At 54.2% G+C, this 21,543-nt stretch carries 16 protein-coding genes; 13 read left to right on the plus strand and 3 right to left on the minus strand.

The genetic code is table 11. The annotated features are described in order from the left end of the window. Window positions 1-17: 17 nt before the first annotated feature. Complete coding sequence (locus tag HG66A1_RS15885) at window positions 18-1,811, minus strand: ATP-binding cassette domain-containing protein (RefSeq protein WP_145185869.1); 1,794 nt, start codon at window positions 1,809-1,811, stop codon at window positions 18-20. Between the two features lie 162 nt (window positions 1,812-1,973). Further along, window positions 1,974-2,252, minus strand: a complete 279-nt coding sequence (locus HG66A1_RS15890) for a hypothetical protein (RefSeq protein WP_145185872.1) — start codon at window positions 2,250-2,252, stop codon at window positions 1,974-1,976. A gap of 287 nt (window positions 2,253-2,539) precedes the next feature. Here HG66A1_RS15890 and HG66A1_RS15895 point away from each other — a divergent pair, with 287 nt between their 5' ends. Next, entirely contained in the window at window positions 2,540-3,736 is a 1,197-nt protein-coding gene (locus tag HG66A1_RS15895) for a sialidase family protein (protein ID WP_197996612.1), read from the plus strand. Between the two features lie 54 nt (window positions 3,737-3,790). Then, complete coding sequence (locus tag HG66A1_RS15900; RefSeq protein WP_145185874.1) at window positions 3,791-5,785, plus strand: family 16 glycoside hydrolase; 1,995 nt, start codon at window positions 3,791-3,793, stop codon at window positions 5,783-5,785. A gap of 51 nt (window positions 5,786-5,836) precedes the next feature. Here HG66A1_RS15900 and HG66A1_RS15905 read toward each other — a convergent pair whose 3' ends face one another. Continuing rightward, window positions 5,837-7,621 carry an ATP-binding cassette domain-containing protein gene (locus HG66A1_RS15905; protein WP_145185877.1) on the minus strand — a complete coding sequence of 595 codons (1,785 nt, stop codon included), beginning with the start codon at window positions 7,619-7,621 and terminating at the stop codon, window positions 5,837-5,839. Window positions 7,622-7,958: 337 nt separating this feature from the next. On the opposite strand from HG66A1_RS15905, the gene HG66A1_RS15910 reads away from it, so the two are divergent. Genes HG66A1_RS15910 through HG66A1_RS15960 form a run of 11 tightly spaced genes read left to right on the plus strand, consistent with a single transcriptional unit; the run spans window position 7,959 to window position 21,227 of the window. Then, window positions 7,959-9,440 (plus strand): O-antigen ligase family protein, encoded by a 1,482-nt coding sequence (locus HG66A1_RS15910; RefSeq protein WP_145185880.1) that lies wholly within the window; start codon window positions 7,959-7,961, stop codon window positions 9,438-9,440. Between the two features lie 34 nt (window positions 9,441-9,474). Then, window positions 9,475-10,968 carry an oligosaccharide flippase family protein gene (locus tag HG66A1_RS15915; RefSeq protein ID WP_145185883.1) on the plus strand — a complete coding sequence of 498 codons (1,494 nt, stop codon included), beginning with the start codon at window positions 9,475-9,477 and terminating at the stop codon, window positions 10,966-10,968. 50 nt (window positions 10,969-11,018) lie between these two features. Next, window positions 11,019-12,200, plus strand: a complete 1,182-nt coding sequence (locus HG66A1_RS15920; RefSeq protein WP_145185886.1) for a GNAT family N-acetyltransferase — start codon at window positions 11,019-11,021, stop codon at window positions 12,198-12,200. Window positions 12,201-12,252: 52 nt separating this feature from the next. Beyond that, window positions 12,253-13,398: a glycosyltransferase gene (locus HG66A1_RS15925; RefSeq protein WP_145185889.1), complete on the plus strand. Its 1,146-nt coding sequence runs from the start codon at window positions 12,253-12,255 to the stop codon at window positions 13,396-13,398. Between the two features lie 7 nt (window positions 13,399-13,405). Further along, a complete protein-coding gene (locus HG66A1_RS15930; RefSeq protein WP_145185891.1) occupies window positions 13,406-14,662 on the plus strand; it encodes a GNAT family N-acetyltransferase in 1,257 nt (418 codons plus the stop codon). Window positions 14,663-14,707: 45 nt separating this feature from the next. Further along, window positions 14,708-15,958, plus strand: coding sequence for a glycosyltransferase (locus HG66A1_RS15935; RefSeq protein ID WP_145185894.1), 1,251 nt, complete (start codon window positions 14,708-14,710; stop codon window positions 15,956-15,958). Window positions 15,959-15,967: 9 nt separating this feature from the next. Next, window positions 15,968-16,702 carry a polysaccharide deacetylase family protein gene (locus tag HG66A1_RS15940; RefSeq protein WP_145185897.1) on the plus strand — a complete coding sequence of 245 codons (735 nt, stop codon included), beginning with the start codon at window positions 15,968-15,970 and terminating at the stop codon, window positions 16,700-16,702. Window positions 16,703-16,727: 25 nt separating this feature from the next. Further along, entirely contained in the window at window positions 16,728-18,134 is a 1,407-nt protein-coding gene (locus HG66A1_RS15945) for a glycosyltransferase family 4 protein (protein ID WP_145185900.1), read from the plus strand. 26 nt (window positions 18,135-18,160) lie between these two features. Then, complete coding sequence (locus HG66A1_RS15950) at window positions 18,161-18,745, plus strand: serine O-acetyltransferase (protein WP_145185903.1); 585 nt, start codon at window positions 18,161-18,163, stop codon at window positions 18,743-18,745. Beyond that, window positions 18,742-20,022, plus strand: a complete 1,281-nt coding sequence (locus HG66A1_RS15955) for a glycosyltransferase family 2 protein (protein WP_145185905.1) — start codon at window positions 18,742-18,744, stop codon at window positions 20,020-20,022. The genes HG66A1_RS15950 and HG66A1_RS15955 overlap by 4 nt, the downstream gene beginning before the upstream one ends. A gap of 11 nt (window positions 20,023-20,033) precedes the next feature. Further along, window positions 20,034-21,227 carry a hypothetical protein gene (locus tag HG66A1_RS15960; RefSeq protein ID WP_232106584.1) on the plus strand — a complete coding sequence of 398 codons (1,194 nt, stop codon included), beginning with the start codon at window positions 20,034-20,036 and terminating at the stop codon, window positions 21,225-21,227. Window positions 21,228-21,543: the final 316 nt, after the last annotated feature.

Below are 21,543 nucleotides of genomic sequence, written 5' to 3' on the forward strand. Positions count from 1 at the left end.
GTGGTTTGAATCCACGTTTATTGAACGCGCGATTCCAGTTCTTCCCAGCGTTCGAGCAGACGTTCCAGTTCACTCTGAATCGTTTGCAGACGATTTGAAGCATCCGTGATGATATCGCTACTCTGTTTGAAAAAGTCAGGATCTGACATCGCCAACTGCAGTTCGGTCTGTTCCTGTTCCAGTTCTTCGATCTGTTGAGGAATCTGTTCCAGTTCCCGTTCTTCTTTATAACTCAGTTTGGCTTTCGGCTTGGGATTTTCCGGGCTGGCTACTGATTGGGGTTTTGACTCTGGCTTCTTCTCTTCGACGGCTTTGCTGTTTTCGGACTGTCTGAGATAATCATCGTAACCACCTGCGTATTCTTTGACGCTTCCGTCTTCATCAACGACGAGTGTGGCGGTGACCACATTATTCAGAAAGGCCCGGTCGTGGCTGACGAGCAGCAACGTTGCCGGATGATTGCAGATCAGTTCTTCCAGCAGTTCCAGGGTTTCGGCATCCAGATCGTTGGTCGGTTCGTCCAGCACGAACAGGTTGGCCGGGCGTTTGAAGAGCTTGGCGAGTAATAATCGGTTGCGCTCTCCCCCGGAGAGGAAACGGGCCGGTCGGCGGGCTCGTTCCGGCGTGAAGAGAAAATCCTGCAGGTAACCGTAAATATTGCGGGGCTTGCCATCGATGGTGAGCGTCTCCTGACCTTCACCAACGTTTTCGATCACCGTCTTCTCTTCTTCGATCTGCTCGCGGAGTTGGTCGAAGTACAGGACTTCCAGATTGGTTCCCACCCGAATCGTGCCACTGTCCGGCTGTAAGTCTCCCAGCATCAATTTCAGCAGCGTGGTCTTGCCAGCACCGTTGCGGCCGATGATTCCGATTTTGTCTCCCCGAGAGATGAGTGTCGTAAAGTTGCGAATGACCGGTTCGTCACCATACGAGAAGGAGACGTCTTTGGCTTCGATCACCATTTGTCCCGAGCGGTCGGCACTGGCGACCTGCAGATTGACGTTCCCCACCTGGGTGCGGCGCTGCTTGCGTTCTTCCCGCATTTTCTTTAAGGCTCGGACGCGCCCTTCGTTGCGGGTACGACGGGCCTTGATGCCCTGGCGGATCCAGACCTCTTCTTCTGCCAGCTTCTTATCGAATAATGCGTTCTGTTTTTCTTCCGCTTCGAGAAACGCTTCTTTACGTTTAAGGAAGGTATCGTAGTCGCAGGTCCAGTCATACATGTGACCGCGGTCAATTTCGATGATTCGCGTCGCCAGGGCCTGCAGGAAGACCCGGTCGTGGGTGACGAACAGCAGTGTTCCCTCGTAGGATTGCAGGAACTGTTCCAGCCATTTGATTGCAGGAATATCCAGATGGTTGGTCGGTTCGTCGAGTAGCAGGATGTCCGGCGCCTGCACAATTGCCCGCGCCAGTAATACCCGGCGTTTCATACCCGAGGAGAGGGATTCGAAGATTTCATCGCCGACCAGTCCCATGCGAGCGAGAATCTGATCGACGGCATGATCGACTTCCCAGTCATGCTCAAAGAAGGGGGCCGCCGCTTCCGCGACGAATTCATGGATCTGGTGTGCGCCCCCTGCGGGGACTTCCTGAACGAGTCGTGCCACGCGGAGGTCTTTATCGCGTTTGATGTCTCCGTGGTCCTGATCCAGTTCGCCCGCGATGATTTTCATCAGCGTGGATTTACCGGCCCCGTTACGCCCCAGCAGCCCGATGCGCTCTCCCGCATTGATTTCGAGACTGATGCCATCCAGCAGTGGCGGACCACTCCAGGTAAAGGAGACTTCACTCAAGCTCAACAGTGACATTACTCAGCACTTCCGCTCACATGGATATAAAAAAACCCGACTCACATGGTCGGGAATCGCTTGCACACGGACATGTTAAGTTCAGCTTCCGGAATCTGCAATGCCGGCGCGGAGCGGGATTGATGAGAACCGGGGGATAAACGACCTGTCTGTTTCGGAAGATTAAAGACGTTTGCGACCGGAGAGCAGGCTGAGGACGGATACAAACAGGGACGCCCCGATAATGGACCAGACCACAGGGTAGTTTCGCCCCCCCAGCGGAATCGAAAGAATTTCGGGCAGTTCGAGAGCCATGGCGAGTTTACTGCCGATCAGAGCGCCGATAAATCCCAGCGCAATCGACACCAGACAGCCCCCGCGCGTCGAGCCGGCCAGCGCCCGGGCGATACTGCCACACAGTCCTGAAACTACCAGCAGGATGATCAGTTCCGTTAAATCCATGGAATCCCTTAAGCGTCTAATGAAGCGAGATGAATGGGGAGCAGTCTGTCGGAAGCACAGACTCTGCAACCATACTCTAGGTCAGGTTGGACAGTCTGTCCAGTTCCGGTTCCCGATCAGAGGTTTCAGAACACATTTCACCCTTGCCCGAAAACCGGATTCACATCGCCGTTTGTTGATCTGAATACTCGCCACGGGTGCGTTGATCTGCTAGCATGGCTTCAGTCCCGGTTTGCCTTAAAACCATTGATCCGACATGACGTTCTACCAGCTAATGAGGTCTCATCTTGCGCTCTCTGTTTACCGCCTGCTTCGCTTTTCTGATCACCTGCTCTGTTCTCACTCCAGTCAATGGCTTCAGTGCCGAACCGGATGATCAATCTGATCCCGCCCTGGTTGCTCCGCCAATCAATACGAACCCCGGTCCGGAATACGCGGATGACACGCGGATGTTCCAGGGAATCCCGGGACTGGAACGGTCCAAAGACGGTCGTCTGTGGGCCCTCTGGTATTCCGGTGGTATTACGGAGGGTGAACTGAACTACGTCATTCTGGTAACCAGTGGTGATGATGGCAAAACCTGGTCGGGGCCTAAACTGGTCATCGATCCGCCTGGCCCCGTGCGTGCTTATGACCCCGCGTTATGGCGGGATCCCTCGGGAAAGCTGTGGCTGTTCTGGGCGCAGTCTTACCGCTGGTGGGACGGACGCAGTGGTGTCTGGGCAATTACGACCGATGAAGCCGACAAGGAGAATCCGACTTGGAGTAAACCCCGTCGTATCTGCAACGGGATCATGATGAATAAGCCCACGGTCCTGTCGAACGGCGACTGGCTGCTGCCCGTGGCCGTCTGGAAACAACCGGCTAAAGAGGCGATTGAGCACCGCTTCGATTTACCTGAGGAACGGGGCGGTAACATTATTATCTCCCGGGATCAAGGCAAAACGTTTGAACTGCTGGGACAGACCGATGTTCCCGAGCGTACTTTTGACGAACATATGATTGTCGAACGCAAGGACGGCAGCCTGTGGACCCTGGTACGTACGCGTTACGGCATTGGCGAATCAATTTCCACGGACGGAGGTAAGACCTGGTCTGCCGGGAAAGCGTCGACCATTCCGCATATCAACGCCCGCTTCTTTATTCGTCGCCTGAATTCCGGCAATCTATTGCTGGTCCGTCACAATCCTGCGGACCGCAAGACGCGACGTGATCTGACCGCCTACATTTCAAAGGATGATGGCAAAACCTGGGAGGGAGGCCTGCTGCTGGATGAACGGCCGGGAGTCTCCTATCCAGACGGTGTGCAGAGCAAAGATGGTACGATCTACATCATCTACGATTACTCCCGAACCGGCGATAAGAATATCCTGATGACTACCTTTACCGAGGAAGACGTCCTGGCTGGTAAGCCGGTTTCCGGTAAAGTCCGTCAGCGGGTGCTCATCAATCAGGCAACGGGCGAAAGACCCAAGAAGAAATAAGTTTTCAACGGTCTTTTATTTCAATCAACGACTCGACAACATGAGGTTTTACCGATGAGGTGTCTGTTTTATCTGGTCGTATTATCCGGTCTGTTGTTCGTACCCGCGGAGTCTTTTGCGAAAGCGCGGCAAAATGTACTGATCCTGTTTTCTGACAATCAGAACCAGGAAGACTGTGGCTGCTACGGCAACAAGGTAATCAAGACACCTCATATCGATCAACTGGCCCGGGAAGGGACGCGTTACCAGTATGCATTCGCGACCACTGCTTCCTGCGGTCCCTGTCGCGGTGTGTTTTATACCGGGTTACAGACTTATGCGAACGGGCAGTACGGTCATCCACATGGTGCGCATAATTTTCGACTGAGACCGCATGTCGAGACCGTTTTCGCGCTGCTACACAAAAACAAGTATCGGACGGGGATGATCGGCAAATACCATCTCTGGCCGGAAGATACCACAATCGATTTTCAACCTAAAGTTGGCAGTTACGCGGTCAAGGCGATGTCCGACCTGGCTACCGAGTTTATCCAGCAGGAAAGTGATGAACCGTTCTTCCTGGTGCTGGGTTTTCACGATCCGCATCCGACTTCCCGCACACAACCGGAATGGGGTGTGAGAGCCCCCGAACCCGGAATGCCGGTAGAAGAATACGATCCTGCGCAGATCCAGGTGCCCCGATATCTGCCAGATCGACCTGAAGTACGAGAAGGACTGGCCGGCTATTACCAGCAGATCAGTTATATGGACGCCGGCATTGGTCGTATTCTCAAGGCACTGGAAGAAGCGGGGCACGCGGACGATACGCTGGTCATTTTCACCAGCGATCACGGTTCCTCTGAGCCCGGGGCGATGGCTAACCATTACGATCCGGGCGTACATGTGCCGATGATTATCCGCGAACCGGGACTGCCGACTGAGAAACAGGGAGTCGTCTCAGACGCGATGGTCTCGCTGCTCGATGTCACTCCGACGGTGCTGGACTGGACGCAGACCAAAGGGCCTCGCTACAAGTTGCAGGGACGGAGCATGCTGCCAACGGTCGGTCAGCAGCACACTCCCGGCTGGGACGATGTCATCCTGGCTCATAACTTTCATGAAGTGACCATGTATTATCCAATGCGGACAATTCGCACCCGCGACTATAAGCTGATCTGGAACCTGGAATGGCGATCAAAGTATCCCCTGCCCATCGACACCCTTTCGCGGGCCACCTGGAATGAAACACTGCGTTTGCAGGAACCGACACTCGGGCAGCGGACCGTACACAAATTCCTGTTCCGTGACGAAGTTGAACTGTACGATCTGAAGCAGGATCCGGACGAGGTCATCAACGTGGCCTGTCAGCCCGAAAATCAGGATATCCGCAGAGCGCTCTCGGAAAAGCTGCTGAAATATCTGGAGGAGTCCGATGATTTGTGGCTCAAACAGTATACGCTGCCGATCTCGTGTGAATCGCCTGCAGAGGAACAGGAGGCAGAATACATGCCTCTGTTCAACGGCAAGGATCTGACCGGCTGGACCTTAAAGCGGGCCAACCGCAAAGGATATCACGTTGCCGACGGCAAGCTGATCTGTCCCTCTGATGGAGGGGGCTTCCTGTTTACCGAGAAAGAATTCGGCGACTTCAGTCTGAAGTTCGATTTCAAACTCACCGAAGGGGCCAACAACGGAATTGCCATCCGCTGTCCCCTCGTCGATCAAAGGCCCGCCTATGAAGGGATCGAAATCCAGGTACTGGATAACAAAGGCTACCCGAAGAAGTTGAAGCCAACCCAATATCATGGTTCAGTGTATGATGTGATCCCGGCGAAGAAAGGTGCTTTGAAACCGGCCGGAGAATGGAACCACGAGGAAATTATCTGTCGCGGTTCGAAAATCACCGTGATTGTCAATGACATGCCCGTGCTGCAGACCGACCTGGCGGACATCAAAGACCCCAAGGTGCTCGAAAAGCACCCCGGTCTCAAACGAAAACGCGGTCATATCGGCCTGTTGGGCCATGGCAGTCACGTGGAGTATAAAAACATCCGGGTCAAAGAGTATTGAGCTGCGTAACGCTGCGAATATCGCTTTAACCCGGGCCGTACCAGACAGTACTTACTGCTCCAGAAACTCGTAGAGTTCCATCCAGCGGACTTCCAGTTCGCCGATCTCATCGACGAGGGGCTGCATTTCCTCATGGAGTTCCTGCGCCTGACCTGGACTGGTGGCTTTCAGGAACTTTTCGTTGATGCTGTTCTTTTTCTCATCCAGCTGCGCAATTTTACGTTCGATGGCGGAGAGCTCTTTGCGGGCTTCCTTGATTTTCCCTCCGTAGCCTTTTTCCCGGGGAGCGTCCTGTTTGCTCTGCTGCTCCTGCTTTGCGACCGACTGTTGATTCGCCTCGCGGTGCCCGTCAGCGACCTCTTTCTTAACCCGGTAGAGATAGGCGTCGTAGTCCCCTTCGTAACTCTTGACGGAGCCGTTGGCGACTTCGATCACATCGGTGGCGACTTTGCCCATAAAATGCCGATCGTGGCTGGTGAAGATCACGGTTCCCTGGAAGCCTACCAGAGCGTCTCCCAGTGCTTCGACCGTCTCGACATCCAGGTGGTTGCCCGGTTCGTCGAGAATCAGAATCGAGTAGTTGCCGAGCAGGATTCCCGCCAGGCACAACCGTGCCCGCTCGCCCCCGCTCAAGACCTTGATGTTCTTATCCAGAGCCTGTTCTTTGAAGAGGAAGCTTCCCGCGACATTCAAAATCTGCTGTGCGGTAGTGCCGGGAGCAGACTCGTGTTCGAGGTACTCGCGAATCGTCATTTTATCGGGCAACGATGTATAAACGTGCTGCGCGTAACAGGCGACATTACAGTGATAACCCCAGCGGAGTTCCCCGTCTTTGGGAGACAGTGAACCGGAGATGGTACGCAGGAAGGTGGTTTTCCCCTGCCCGTTGTCCCCCACAATGGCGGCCCGAGCGCCGTGCTCGATTTCAAGAGTAATGTCATCGGCTACCTGCAGATCGGGATAACCGATCGCCAGCTGTTCGCAGGCCAGCGCGACTCCCTGCCGTTTCTCGGTCTGCGGAATCACGATATGCACCGTCGATTCAGCGCTTTCGATCTCGGTGAGTGTCAGGCGTTCCAGCTGTTTCTGTTTGCTGCGGGCCTGTGAGGCGGTGTTGGCGCCCGCTTTGTTCTTGGCAATGAAGGTTTCCAGCTGACGACGTTTGGCCAGCACGGTGGCGTTGGTTCGCTCGTCCCGTTCGCGAAGGATGTCCTGGTTTTCAAGATACTGATCGACATCGCCGTTGAAGAGGGTGAGTTTACCCCGTTTGAGTTCAAGGGTCTGAGAGCAGACGGCTTTCAGAAACGAACGATCGTGGGAGACGACCAGCACAGCACCGCGGTAATCTTTCAGAAAGTCTTCAAGCAGCAGCTGAGTACGCAGGTCGAGGAAGTTGGTCGGTTCGTCCAGCATGAGGAAGTTAGGTTCGTGCAGCAACAGGGCTGCCAGCTTGACGCGGGTCTGCCAACCACCGGAGAGCTCCTTGACGGGACCGTTGAGGAACCGGCCTTTCAACTCAAACTGGCCGGCGACGGCGCCACATTTCCATTCGGGCTGACCACTGTCGCGCATCAGAAAGTCGAGTGCACTTTCCCCCTCCTGAAAGGGATCGTGCTGCCTCAGATAGCCGACGCGGAGATTGGGATGCCGTGCGATCTGCCCGCTGTCGACAGATTCTTCTTCGAGGAGAATCCGTAACAGGGTCGATTTGCCGGCACCGTTGCGTCCGATGAAACCGACTTTCTGATCGTCGGCCAGTGAAACAGAAGCTTCTTTCAGCAGTTCCTGAGCACCGTAACTCTTGGTCACATTGGATATATCAATCAGGGTCGCCATTACTCTACCAGGTCGTATTTTCAGAGGAATTATCAGTAAAACGTATACACGAGGACAGAGAAGATAACGGGAACCTCGAAATGATTCAATTGATCAAACGTGCTGCTTTTGCAGTGATCCCGATTCATCTCACTACGAACTTTCTCGGCCCTTGACGGTTGTAGCAATTATTACAGCCCGGAAAGCGAGGGAAACGTTGAATTCTCGCCACATGCAGCCGGTTCCTGATCTATCTTTTCAGTAAGTGCGCAATGTCAAAATATCCGGATTAGAGAGCGTGAAACTCTGTACCGTTCCGGACATACGGAAACGCGGATTTCCAACTGAATCGAGTTCGATGATTAATCAAGGAAATTCATCCAGTCCTCCTGCCGAGCGGGCCGCTCCCAGTACGAGAATGCCCGATACGCAGAGCATGCGCGCTCAAAACGCGGCCTCTCCACGACGTCGTCGCCCGCTTCCTCAATCAATCATCGGGGGAAATTCGGCTCCCCACAATGCTTATATCCTATTTCTGTTGGTCAACATTAATCTGTTTTTGAGACCCGCGGAGCTGGTTCCGGCTCTGAAGGGACTGCCGATCTATGAGGTGCTGATCCTGTCATCCTTCTTTCTGTCACTGGATCAGATTAAGCGTGTGGTGCAGTTTCCGAACCTGAAACGTCAGCCGATAACGCTGTGCGTAATTGGGGTGCTGGTTGCTGTTGCGATGTCGCATCTATCGCATATGTACCTCTACGGGGTACGGACATCGACGATCGCATTTCTGAAAACACTGATTTATTACATTCTGCTCATCTCCATTATCGATTCACCGAAGCGTCTGAAAGGACTGCTGAAGACGGTGGCGATTTCGTCATCGGTGATGATTCTGCTCTGTGTGATTGACTATGCCGGGATCATCGACTTTGAATTCATCAAACACGTCAGCGACCGTGACGGCGTCTCAGATGCGGGTGAAGTCATTCGCGTCTTCCGAATGCGGGGTACGGGTATCTTCCAGGATCCCAACGACCTGTCCGTACTGATTGTCGCCACCGGTATGCTGTGCCTCTACTTTTTCAACGATCCAGCCAAGAGCCCGTTTCGGTTCCTGTGGATCGTGAGCATGATCATCCTGATGATCGGCCTGCTGGATACCCGCTCACGCGGCGGCCTGTTGACTCTGGGCATCGCAGGTATGGTCTTTGTATTACCGAAATATGGTAAGAAAGCCGCGATTGTCTGCGCAGTCGTGGGTGTTGCCGGTCTGACAGTGCTCGCAGGGCGACAGGGTAATATTGACTTGAACTCCGGTACCGGACACGACCGGATTTTGCTCTGGCGCGAGGGGATCTCTGCCCTGAAGTCAGCGAATCTGTTTTTCGGAATCGGCCAGGGTGAATACTCCGATATGGCGGGGCTCGCGGCTCATAATTCTTACGTGCACGCGTTTACGGAACTGGGGCTGTTTGGCGGTACCCTGTTCATTGGCTGTTTCTTTTTTGCTGGCCTGGGGCTGTATCGTCTGGTGCGATTCCAGATCGCGTCCCGGGGAAAACCAATCATGCGTGATCGGGAACTGGAACGTTACCTGCCTTACGCCTGTGCGATTCTGGCAGCCTGGTGTGGCGGGATGATGTCACTCTCCCGCTGTTACGTCGTTCCCACCTACATGATTGTAGGAGTCTCTGCGGCTTATCTGAACCTGGCGGGAGCCAGTCTGGCGCGACCCACTCCCATCGTTTACTGGAACAAACAACATCAGCTCTGGCTGATTGGCATCAGCGTGGGAATGCTGATCTCGATTGCCATTTTTGTACGAATTTTCGCCGGCTGACCTGTCGTCAGTACGGATCTTCGAAAGAACAAACATGAATCAGCGTCGATCAGTTAAATGGAATCTCTGTGCCAACTGGCTCAACCATGGGGTGAGCCTGTTGATCGGCGTATTCCTTATGCCTTACGTACTGCATATTCTGGGCGACCAGCAGTACGGGAGCTGGATATTCATCAATGCGATCGCCGGCTATTCGGGCCTGCTCTACCTGGGCTTCGGTCAGACGATCAGCCGGTATGTGGCGCATTATCACGCCAAGGAAGACTGGAAACACCTGAACCAGGTAGCGAATGTGATTTTCGCGATTTATCTTGGAATGGGTTTTCTGGCTTTGACGGCAGCCGGCATCATTGCCTGGCTGGCCCCTCACCTAAGTGAATGGGGATCGGTGCCAATCTCCGAAGTCCGACTCGTCATCCTGATTCTGGGCCTGAACGTATTTGTTGGCCTGGCGGGCAGTGTGTTTGGTGGCGTGCTGATGGGGATTCAGCGGTTTGACATTGAACGCGGAGTCAACCTGACCAGTGGGATTCTGCGGCTGGTTCTGACCGTGGCCTTCCTGCGAGCCGAACAGGGACTGCTGATTATCGCCTCAGTGTTCCTCGCGGTCACCCTGTTTGAAAACATCGGGCAGTGCCTGTTTGCGTTTCGGCAGTTGAAACAGTTCCGCATCAGCACAAAGTATATGGACTGGTCGATCCTCCGGGAATGTGGTTCCTTCAGCGGTTTTGCCTTCATCGATGCCATCGCCTGGACCCTGATCGAGGCCACCGATTCCATAGTGATCGGGATCTTCTTCAGTCCAGCCATGATCGTCCCGTATTACATCGCGTTACGACTGACACAATTTATCAATATGCCCATTGCCCAGATCGGCAAGGTCTTCATGCCTCGGGCAGGAGAGCTAAATGCCAACGAAGACCACGGTGCCTTACAGAAGCTGGTTCTGAACGGCGTCTCCCTATCCTTTCTGCTGGTGACCGGCTTTTTCATCGGCGCAGGCTTTTTCGGACAGACATTGATCAACACCTGGGTGGGACCCGGATATCCGGAGAGTCATCTGCTGCTGACAATTCTGCTGGGCGCCCGGATCGTGGCACTGCCGATCTCAATCTTCCGCTCGGTGCTGTACGGCATGGGAAATGTGAAAGTCCCGTCCCTGATTTACATGGGAGAAGCACTGGCCAACCTGATTTTATCGCTGATTTTGATCCAGTATCTGGGACTTGTCGGCGTGGCACTGGGAACCGCGATTCCGATTCTGTTTGCGGAACTCGGCATCCTGCTCCCGTATGCGTTGAAAAAACTGGACATCTCCCGGAGTCGACTGCTGCGTTATGCGATTGGACCGACCATCGCCCCGCTGATGGCTCTGCTGGCGTATTCCTACTGTCTGCCGCATTTCTTTGAGATACGGAATTCGTGGGTAGTCCTGGTCTGTATTGCCTGTGGAGGGGGAGCCTTCCTGGCGGGAACCTGGCTGCTGTTTGAGAAAGGCAGTCCTTTACTCAAACGAACCACGTCCTGAAAACACGGATTTGAATTATTTTATCACTATTAACCCTGACAGGTAATTGAATGACTTTACTCGACTGTTCTCACCAGACGATTGATACGCTTATTAATGCTTCTACGACACTGGAGACGGCACAGACGCTGTCACTGGCTCAGTATGACAGCAGCCAGCGTGCAGCCTGTCTGGAAGTCTGGAAAACAGTAGAAGCACAATTCTCTGAGGTTCCCCTGATGTGTTCACACGTCTGGACGTCAACCTGGATCGAATACTTCGGCGACCTCATCCCCTACTCTTTCGTTGTGGCGACGAAAGACAATGTCCCCTGCGGGGTTTGCCTCGTGACCGAAGGGGTCGCGCAATTCGACGGTCCGCTCTCAGTCAATACGCTACACCTGGGAACGGCGGGGGAACCGGCGTCCGACAGTGCGTGTGTGGAATACAATGCCCTGCTCGTTCCCACTGAAATACAGTCCGACTTCATGCAGGGGTTGATGGGACTGCTCGAGAGAAACAAAACCTGGGATGCGATTCACTTTGACGGATTTGCGAGCGATGAGCTGGAAGCCTGGAACCTGCCCGTTTCCGAAGAGGGTTTCCGTAAAATCGAAAGTCGCTATTTCGACCTGAAATTGATCCGGGAGGAAGAACGGGAAGTCATTTCCGGCTTTGGTTACTCCACCCGTAAGAATCTGCGGAAGAACATGAAATCATACGGCGACCTCAACGGACAATGGGCAGAGAGCGTTGCCGAAGCAGAAGACATCTTTGCAGACCTGGTCGAGTTACACCAGGTACGCTGGCAGAAAGAGGGGGAACCCGGTTCCTATGCCAGCCAGCGATTTACCGACTTTCATAAAGCGCTGATTCAGAAGCTGGTTCCCAGCGGACAGATGGGGTTGTTCCGCGTCAAGCTCGGCAACGACATCATCGGTTGCGTGCAGGTCCTGATCGACCGCAACCGCGTGCTGTGCTATCAGGGTGGTTCTGCTGAATACCAGGGTAAACTGAGCCCGGGTGTGATCGCGGACTATCTGTGTATCGAGGAGTGCTTCCGTCGTGGCTTCGATGCCTATGATTTCCTGGCCGGTAACAGTCACCATAAGCAGAAGATGAGCACACATCACAGCTACCTCACGTGGGCACAGGTGAAGCGTCCCCGCTGGAAATTCACCGCGTTGAATACCCTGCGGAAAATCAAACAGACCATGCAGCTGATTCAGAAATCGAACACCGACGAGGAATGAACTTATCGATATCAAGTTCAGTCGGAATCAATCTCTTATGAATGAAAATAACATGAGTACCATCGAAATCACTTCCAGTAACGAAACGAATGCAGCGGCTCAGAAATCGGCAGCGCGGCTCCGGATCTGTCATCTGAGTCTGACGCTGTGCACGGGCGGACTGGAACGTTTGCTGGTTGATTTTGCCCGATTCCATAATGCAGAGAAGTTCGAACTCGAATTTGTCGCGTTGGGAGAGATGGGAGCTCCTGCGGAAGAGATCCAGAAACTGGGTTGCCCCGTCATTCCCTTTCCCTTGACTGCTTCGGGTAAGCTGGGATGCATCCGTCAGTTGAAAGAATTCTTCCTGGAGAAGAACTACGACCTGCTGCACACGCACAATGCGTACCCACATTTTTACGGCACACTGGCCGGACGTCTCGCCGGGATCCCCGCGATCATCCAGACGCGTCATGGCCGCCGCTTTGGAGAGACCTTTAACGAGCGGCTGCAGTTTGCGCTGGCCAGCCGCCTGGCTGATCGCGTGATTCCGGTCTCGGATGATACGGGAGACCGCTGTCGCTCTGTGGGCTGGTTGAACGAACGGAAAGTGACCCGCATCTGGAACGGAATTGACGTGGATCGGTTTGCCTTTTCCGGCCCAGCGGCAGAGATGCGGGCGATTACTGTCTCGCGTCTGTCGCCTGAAAAGGATCTTGCGACGATGCTGCAAGCGGTGCGGCTGGTCGTTGATTCGATTCCTGAATTCGAGCTGATGATCGTGGGAGATGGTCCCGAACGCGCGAAACTGGAACAAATCACAACTGATCTCAACCTGGAATCCCATGTGCGTTTCCTGGGAGAGCGGAATGACGTCCCTGACCTGCTGACTCAAGCCGGCTTTTACGTTTCCTCTTCTCTGACAGAAGGAATTTCACTGACGCTGCTGGAAGCCATGTCGGTCGGATTACCGATTGTGGCGACGGCCGTCGGTGGAAATCCGGAGATTGTGCAGCAACCGGAAACCGGTCTGCTGGTCCCCGCGGCGAATGCGTCGCTACTTGCGGAAGCCATCTGTCAAATGTGTACTCAGCCTCAGAAATGGCTGACCATGGGCCAGTCGGCCCGCGAACGTGTCGAACAGCACTTCAATGTGCGTTCAATGATTAAAGACTACGAAATCCTGTATCAACAGATTTTGAATCTACAAGTTAAGTGAACCCGCCATGAATATGAATTTAACCTGTACTCACCACGATCTGTCACTCGACCCGGAAATAGAAAAAACCGCGCCGTTTGACGATCTGCAAATCAGTTTCTATGCCGTGCAGATGGAAGACCTGCAACCGATGTCCCAGTTCTACCAGGACTGGCTGGCACTGTTTGAACAGGATCCACACGCACTATTAAACCATCACCCGGATTATCTGCTGTACCTGCAATCGCAGTTACAGAAATCGTTTCCGGATCGCCCCAGTTACGTGATGTTTTGCCGTCACCAGGGCACGCTGGTGGCCGCAGGTATCTGTTGTCCGAAAAACCTCAGCACGAAGACGCTGCGTGGTATAGGGCCGGCACGACTGTTGCCAGGTTATTATTTAAAGGGAAACGGGTTTCTACTGCAGCAGGCATACCAGGATGATTCCGCGTTTCTCGAATTCCTGCTGGAAACCACTTTAAAATTCTTTCAGCAGCAACATGCGACATTTCTGTTTCTGGAAGATGTCCATCTCAACTCGCCTGTGAAAGCCTGTCTGGATCGGCTAGAGGGACGCTGCCTGACCTATTCCCATACGGGATACCAGCCGCGCAGCCTGATCCGGTTCCCGGAAAATGCTGCTGATTACTGGAATCAGTTCCGGTCTAAATCACGTCGTAAGCATCGCAAAATGATCCGGGACAACAGCCATCTCAAGCTGGTGCGGATTACTGAACCAGACCAGATCGCCGACTTTCTGAGTGCGGCTCACCAGGTTTCGAAAAACTCCTGGCAGAGTCAGCGACTGGGGCTGCGTGTCAAAAACAATGACCAGGAAGTCAGCGAGTTGATGTTCTACGCGTTGCACGGTGCCCTGCGTTCTTATCTGCTGATGGACGGGGATCGCCCCGTGGCATTCAAAATCGGCAGTCAGTTTCAGGGAATCTTCAACGATCTCGAATTCGGGTTTGACCTGGATTACGCCAGCGCTTCACCGGGTGAAACGCTGTTACTACTGATCCTGGAAGATCTGACCGAGTACGACTCGCCACGCACTTATGATTTCGGCGAAGGCGATGCGCAATACAAGCAGCGCTACAGCTCTGAGATCACACACAGTGGTGCCGTGATGCTGCTGCCGAATACGTTAAAAAACAAAAGCCTGCTCTGCTATCTGAACACTTCCCGCTGGATCGATCAGACAGCCCGAAACCTGTTGAAAACCTCCGGTATCTATACCGGTCTGCGACAACTGGTGCGATATGGAAAACTGGGCAGCAGGTAAGCTGGACCAGCAGTAGCGCATTGACTATCGAAAGATGGACGACCTATGAAAATCCTGTTCCTATCTAATGTGTTTCCGAATTCCCAGCACCCGGGAAAAGGGACGTTTAACGCTGCGATGCTGCAGTCCCTGGGAGAACTTCACCAAACCCATGTGATCTCACCGGTCGCCTGGGTGGATGAGTGTTCTTCCCGGGTCAGCCAGCGGACTCGACTCGATCCCGACTGGCTGCCTTTTGAAGCGGCTAACGGAATGCGCGTTGAATATCCGCGGTTCTATTATCCACCCAAAATGCTGCACCAGCATTACGGTCAGTTTCTGTACTGGTCGATCCGACCGACTTTAAATCGGGCAATTGCCCGGTTCCAGCCGGACGTGATTCTGTCGTACTGGCTGCATCCGGATGGAGAAGTCGCCGTCAGGGCAGCCCGCGAGCACGGCATTCCCGCGGTCGTCATGACGGGGGGTAGCGATGTCTTGCTGTTGACCCGGAATCGACATCGTCGGCGGGCAATTCAATCAGTCCTGCAACAGTCGGATGCTGTGATCACGGTGAGCCAGGACATCGAAGCCGCGGTGAAAAAGCTGCAGATTCATCCTGAGAAGATTCATACCGTCTATCGGGGCGTGGACCGCAGTCGCTTCTGCCCCGGTGATCAACGGGCGGCCCGCGAGCGGCTGGGGCTCGATCCGGATCGCAAAGTCATCATCAGTGTGGGGCGACTGGAACCCGTGAAAGGACATACGGTTCTGCTGGAAGCATGTAAGAAAATAAGTAAGCAGGGGCCTCCATTTACATGCTATGTTTTAGGTAACGGCTCATTACATTCCCGTTTGAGCCAGAAAGTAACAGAGTACGGATTAGACAAGTATTTCCAGTTGCAGGGATCACAACCACAGTCCCGACTGGCAGACTGGTATCGGGCCGCTGATGTCGTTGCCCTGCCCAGCCTTTCAGAAGGGGTTCCCAATGTGCTGCTGGAAGCGATTTCCTGCGGAAGCCGTTTCGTAGCCAGTCGCGTGGGCGGGATTCCGGAGATCGCCGATCCCCTCCAGGATCGACTGGTGACTTCGAACAATCCACAGCTGCTGGCAGACGCCCTGTCGGGCATGCTGGCGGTGCCTGCGATTCCGGAGCAACGGGTTTTCGAACCTTTGACCTGGCAGGAGTCCGCTGTGCAGCTCAGTCAGATTTTGTCTGACTGCAGTACGCGGTATTCAGCCGGCTTAACAGAACAGCAGAAATCGCGATCGTCCTACCGTCGTAAAAACAGAAAACTCAGACAACCAGTTTGAAATTCGAACATGAACCAGATTCGCCAGTTGATTAAGCGTTCGCTGACTGCAGTCGTCCCACGACGACTGTTTCTGGTTCAAGGTACGTCTCCCCATCCACAACTGTCTCCCGAGTCGCACACGGGTTTACACTCGCAGGCTCCCGTACCGCTGGCGTTGACCTTCGATGATGGTCCGCATCCGGAGTACACACCCCGCCTGCTGGATCTGCTCCTGCAGTATCAGCAACAGGCGACTTTTTTCGTGATCGGCGCCCAGGCACAGCGTCACCCCGAAATCATCCAGCGGATGGTTCAGGAGGGGCACGAAATCGGCAATCACACACTGACTCACAGCGAGCCTGCGCAAACGACAGCCAGACAGTTCCTGGCAGAGATCGATCAGACAGATCGGATTCTGAGGGATATCACCGGCAGCATTCCGCGCCTGGTCCGGCCCCCCAAAGGAAAACTGACCGCGGGCAAAATGCTGGGGCTCTGGCGGCGTCACAAAACCATCGTGCTCTGGGACACCGATCCGCGGGATTACCAGATGATTGAAAACTCACAAATCAACCAGTGGTGCGAACGCTTTGAACCGCAGGCAGGTAATTTCTGCCTGATGCACGACAATCACCCCTACGCGATTGAAGCGGTACGTCAGCTTTCGGAACACACACAATATGATATTCGCTCTCTGGGAGTCAGCCACTGGCTTGCTTCCGGTACAAAACCAGCGCCAGTCAAACAACGGGCTTCTGCCTGAGTGTATACAAAGGAATTTCTGATTTATGTCTACCATCCTCTCTCAACCTGTCGATCTGTCCGATTCGGGAGAACAGCCACGTCCACAGGAGTCACGTAAGCGACTGCTGCTGGTGAGCTATCATTTCCCCCCGGTCGGCGGTGCCGGCGTACAGCGTCCCGTCAAGTTTGTGAAATACCTGAAGCAGTTCGGCTGGGATGTGAGCGTGCTGATGGCTGCCAATCCTTCGGTACCGGTGTTCGATAACAGCCTGCTGGTCGATATTCCTGAGAACACACACCTGGAAAAGGCACGGACCTGGGAACCGGACTACACACTCAAGAAGAATATGGCCCAGAAGCAGGAAGAGGCGCAAAAAGTGAGCCTGTCAGGTTCGCTCAAGTCATCCTGTAAAAAGGTGGTCAAAGCGGGTGCGGGAATGCTGCTGCAGCCCGACGCGCAGATTCTCTGGTATCCGAATGCACTCAAGGCCGGTAAGCGGCTGCTGAAGCGGGTCCCCCACGATGCCATCCTGGCAACCGCCCCGCCCTATTCGAACCTGATCCTGGCCAGCAAACTCAAAAAAATATTCCACCTGCCACTGATTTCGGATTTCCGTGACGAGTGGGACCTGAGCAGCAAGTACCTGGAGAACCATCAGCGGGACCGGATCTCGGATCTGATTCAGACCCGTCTGCAGAAAAAAGTCATGCGTCACTCAGACGCGATTGTGGCTACCACGCAGGCCAGTACGCAGCGTCTGCTGGACCGGGCGGAGCAGTTTGGTGCCTCACCTGTCGGCCAGTGTATCTATAACGGCTACGATCCGGATGACTTTGACACGCCGCATGAGCCGACATCGACCTATTCACCAGAGAGTGGTAGAAAGTTTCGGATTGTCTATACGGGAACGCTCTGGAATCTGACCACGATTGAACCACTGGTGCGGGCGATTGAAGCCGTACATCAGTCACAACCTGCGATCCTGAAGCACCTGGAACTGCAGGTGATTGGGAGAAAGACTCCCGAACAGCGGGAAATCCTGGATCGTCTGAACCAGACGGACTGCACGCTGATTTGCGAAGACTACTGTGCCCACCACGAAGCCTTGAAAAAGATGGCAGCCGCGGATGCACTCTGCCTGCTGCTCAGCGATGTGGAAGGCGCCGACCGTGTGGCACCGGCCAAGCTGTTTGAATACCTGGCAATTCAGCGGGAAATCCTGTCGATCACTCCCGCGGGAGAAACGGCGGGCATTCTGCAGGACTTCTGGCCAGAGGGGAATTTCCGTGCCAGCGAGACGGACAAACTTGCGCACTGGCTGGTCAATCGTCTGAGTGGCCAAACGGTCTCACCGATGCCTCATCCGGAAAAACGGGATCAGTTCCAGCGGGAACACCAGGCAGGACAACTGGCGGAACTGTTAAACCAACTGGTCCATCACCGGATCTGATTAATTCGAATCGAAATGGGCTGAACATGAAATTCTGGGAAGATCTGAAAGCAAAATCAGAATGGTGCTACGGCAGTGTGACTGCGCGGAGCCTGCTGAAAACGTGCCTGACCGACGGCACGATGGCGATGCTCTGGTACCGCCTGATGCAGTGGGCGAGTGCCTGGAAGCTGGCGCCGCTGGCCATGATTTTCAACAAATGCAATGCGATCTTCTGCCAGTGCATCATTGGACGCGGTGCGGATTTCGGTCGCCGCCTGGTGATCATCCATAGCCAGGGAATCGTGATTAACGGTTCCGTCAAGGCCGGCGATGACATCAAACTGGAACACCAGGTAACCATCGGTGCGGAACGTAACACATCTCCTCGACTGGGATCGGACATCTTTATCGGTGCGGGAGCCAAGGTGATTGGTGCGGTGGAAATTGGCTCGCACTCGAAGATCGGGGCGAATGCGGTTGTTGTGAAAGACGTCGCAGCGCACACCACCGTCGGCGGGATTCCTGCAAAAGTGATTAAGGTTCATCAGGAGTCGGAACCTGTCAGCAGACCAGAAATCAATCAGGCCGAACTCCCCTACAAACAACATCAGCCAAAGGTGGCACCATGACATCCACACTCTTCATCAGCCTCTTCTGGGGATCTGTCGCGTTGATCGCCTACGCCTATGTCGGCTATCCACTGCTTATCTGGCTGCTTTCACGGCGTCATTCCCGACGTGCCGAAGAATTCACAAGCAATCAGGGCGAAATGGCAGCGATGGGGGAACTCCCCTTTGTGTCGATTATCATCGCCGCCTATCGGGAAGAGAATGTCATTCTCGATCGTTTGAATAACCTCGCCCTGCTGGACTATCCTGCCGACAAACTTGAGATTCTGATCGGCTGCGACGGGAATGAAGACCTGACCGGCGAACTGGTCACTATGTATGACGATGACTGCGTGCGTCTGCTGCAATTCGAAGAACGGCGGGGCAAGTCATCGGTTTTAAATGACTGTGTACCGGCGGCCCGTGGTGAAATCCTGGTCTTCTCTGACGCCAACACGCACATGGATCCACAGTGCCTCAAACAACTGGTACGACACTTTGCCGATGAAACCATCGGCGGTGTCTGCGGGCAGTTGATTCTCGAAGATTCGGAGACGGGAAAAAATGTGGACGGCCTGTATTGGAAATATGAAAACTTCCTGAAACAGTGTGAAACCAACCTCGGAGCCGTACTGGGTGTGAACGGTGCACTGTATGCCTTACGCAAGTCGATCTACATGCCGATTCCACCGGAAACGATCATCGATGATTTCCTGATTGGGATGCGGGTCCATCTGATGGGGCAACGTCTGATCTATGACGGCAGTGCCTTCGCAACCGAGGAATCTGCCACTTCGGTACAGGCAGAATTCAAACGTCGTGTCCGCATCGGTACCGGCGGTTTTCAGAGCTTACGGCACCTGAAGGGGCTGCTGAGTCCTCGATATGGATACATCGCTTTTGCCTTCTGGTCACACAAACTGTTGCGCTGGTTCTGTCCGGTCTTCATGACCGTGGCGTTGCTGGCGAATCTGTGCCTGTTGAATCAGACACTCTACCAGGTCACATTACTGGGCCAGGGACTGTTTTATCTGTCTGCCTTTGTGGGTATGAAACTCGCGAGTCGAGGGGGCGTGCTCCGTAAACTCTGTCGGGTTCCGGGTATGTTCGTGCAGATGAACCTGGCACTGGGAATCGGCCTGTTCCGCTGGCTCTTCACGCGACAGACCGGCACCTGGGAACGAACCGAACGCAGTGCCACCCGCGTGGTGCCTGTCGATGAAGCGTTTCCGCTGGAACAGCAGAGCGACATCGATCCAGAAACCATTGAGAATCATATTCCCTCTCATCATTCATAAAGATATCTGTCATGAATACATTTCTGTTTGCCTGTATCGCAATGCTCAGCCTGCTGGTGATGGCGTGCGTCGGCTGCGTTTCTCTGGCGATTCGTGCCCGGAACATGCAGTACTGGCTGCCCGCTTATCTGTTTCAGAAGAAGCAGGATCGGCCGGTCAAATTTACTCCGGAACAGCCCCGGCATATCTTCATCGCGGTTTGCGATCACTATGAACCGGAATGGGGAAATCCCCAGAAAGCGGAAGCGATCGCGCGCGTGGACCGCTGGTGTGAAGAATATCCGGCCCGCTTCTCGCGTTTCAGTGATTCGCGCGGACAGGTGCCTCAGCATACGTTCTTCTTTCCACAGGATCAGTATCAGCCCGAGTACCTGGATCGCCTGGCACGACTCTGTAAACAGGGATTCGGCGATGTGGAGATCCACCTGCATCACGACAACGACACGGCCGAGGGGCTGCGTCAGAAAATGAACGATTTTCGCAAGACCCTCTACGAACGACATGGCCTGCTGCGCAAGGATCCCGAAACGGGAGAAATTCTCTACAGTTTCATTCATGGAAACTGGGCCCTGTGCAACTCGCGTCCGGATGGTCGCTGGTGTGGGGTCGACAATGAAATCGATGTGCTGCTGGAGACAGGCTGCTACGCCGATCTGACGATGCCTTCGGCTCCCAGTGACACCCAGACACGTATCATCAACAGCATCTATTATGCGAAGAACCAGCCTGGCAAGTGTAAATCACACGATGCAGGAACGCTCGCGCAGGTTGGTCAGACTCCCAAGCGTGACAGCCTGCTGATGATCCAGGGGCCTTTGGGACTCGACTGGAATCAACGGAAATGGGGATTCATGCCCGGGATTGAGAACTCGGACCTGCACGGTGGGCGTCCGGCAACAATCTCACGTTTCCGGCACTGGCTGGCGGCAGATGTGCATGTGGCAGGCCGGCCCGACTGGACCTTTATCAAGCTGCACACCCATGGCGCCAAACCTGGTAATCTGGAGACTCTGCTGGGACCAGAAACGGAGGCGTTTCATGCAGAATTGCGCCGCGAAGCCGCCCGGCATCCGGAGTGGAAATATTATTACGTGACCGCGTGGGAAATGGCAGCGCTGATTCACCAGGCGGAACAGGGAAACACAACGCCTGATTTTGAAGCGATTCACCCTATTTCCCATCAGGAAACGGCTGTTTCGGTCTGATAAAAAGTGGGGCAGACACCCGTTTCATTATAGAATCCTGTCAGATTCGGATTGACCAGATTTTCGAGATTTGTCAATATCAGCGCCCAGACGGTCCGTGATTCTCAACGGGCTTGTCTTCCCCTGTTTTTCTATCGGTTCTGCGGCTGACAACCGCGGTACTAAAATTGAGTCCTTTCTCTGTTGTCTGACTTGAGTTACCAAATACATCACCCCCTTCTTTGAGCTTCCCTCAAGCGTATTCTGCGGTGAAGTCGCTGCTGGCAGAATAACAACAGGATTTGATTCAGACTCATCATCGTTTCAAGGAGGAAAC

The organism is Gimesia chilikensis (genome assembly GCF_007744075.1).
GTDB classification, from domain to species: domain Bacteria; phylum Planctomycetota; class Planctomycetia; order Planctomycetales; family Planctomycetaceae; genus Gimesia; species Gimesia chilikensis_A.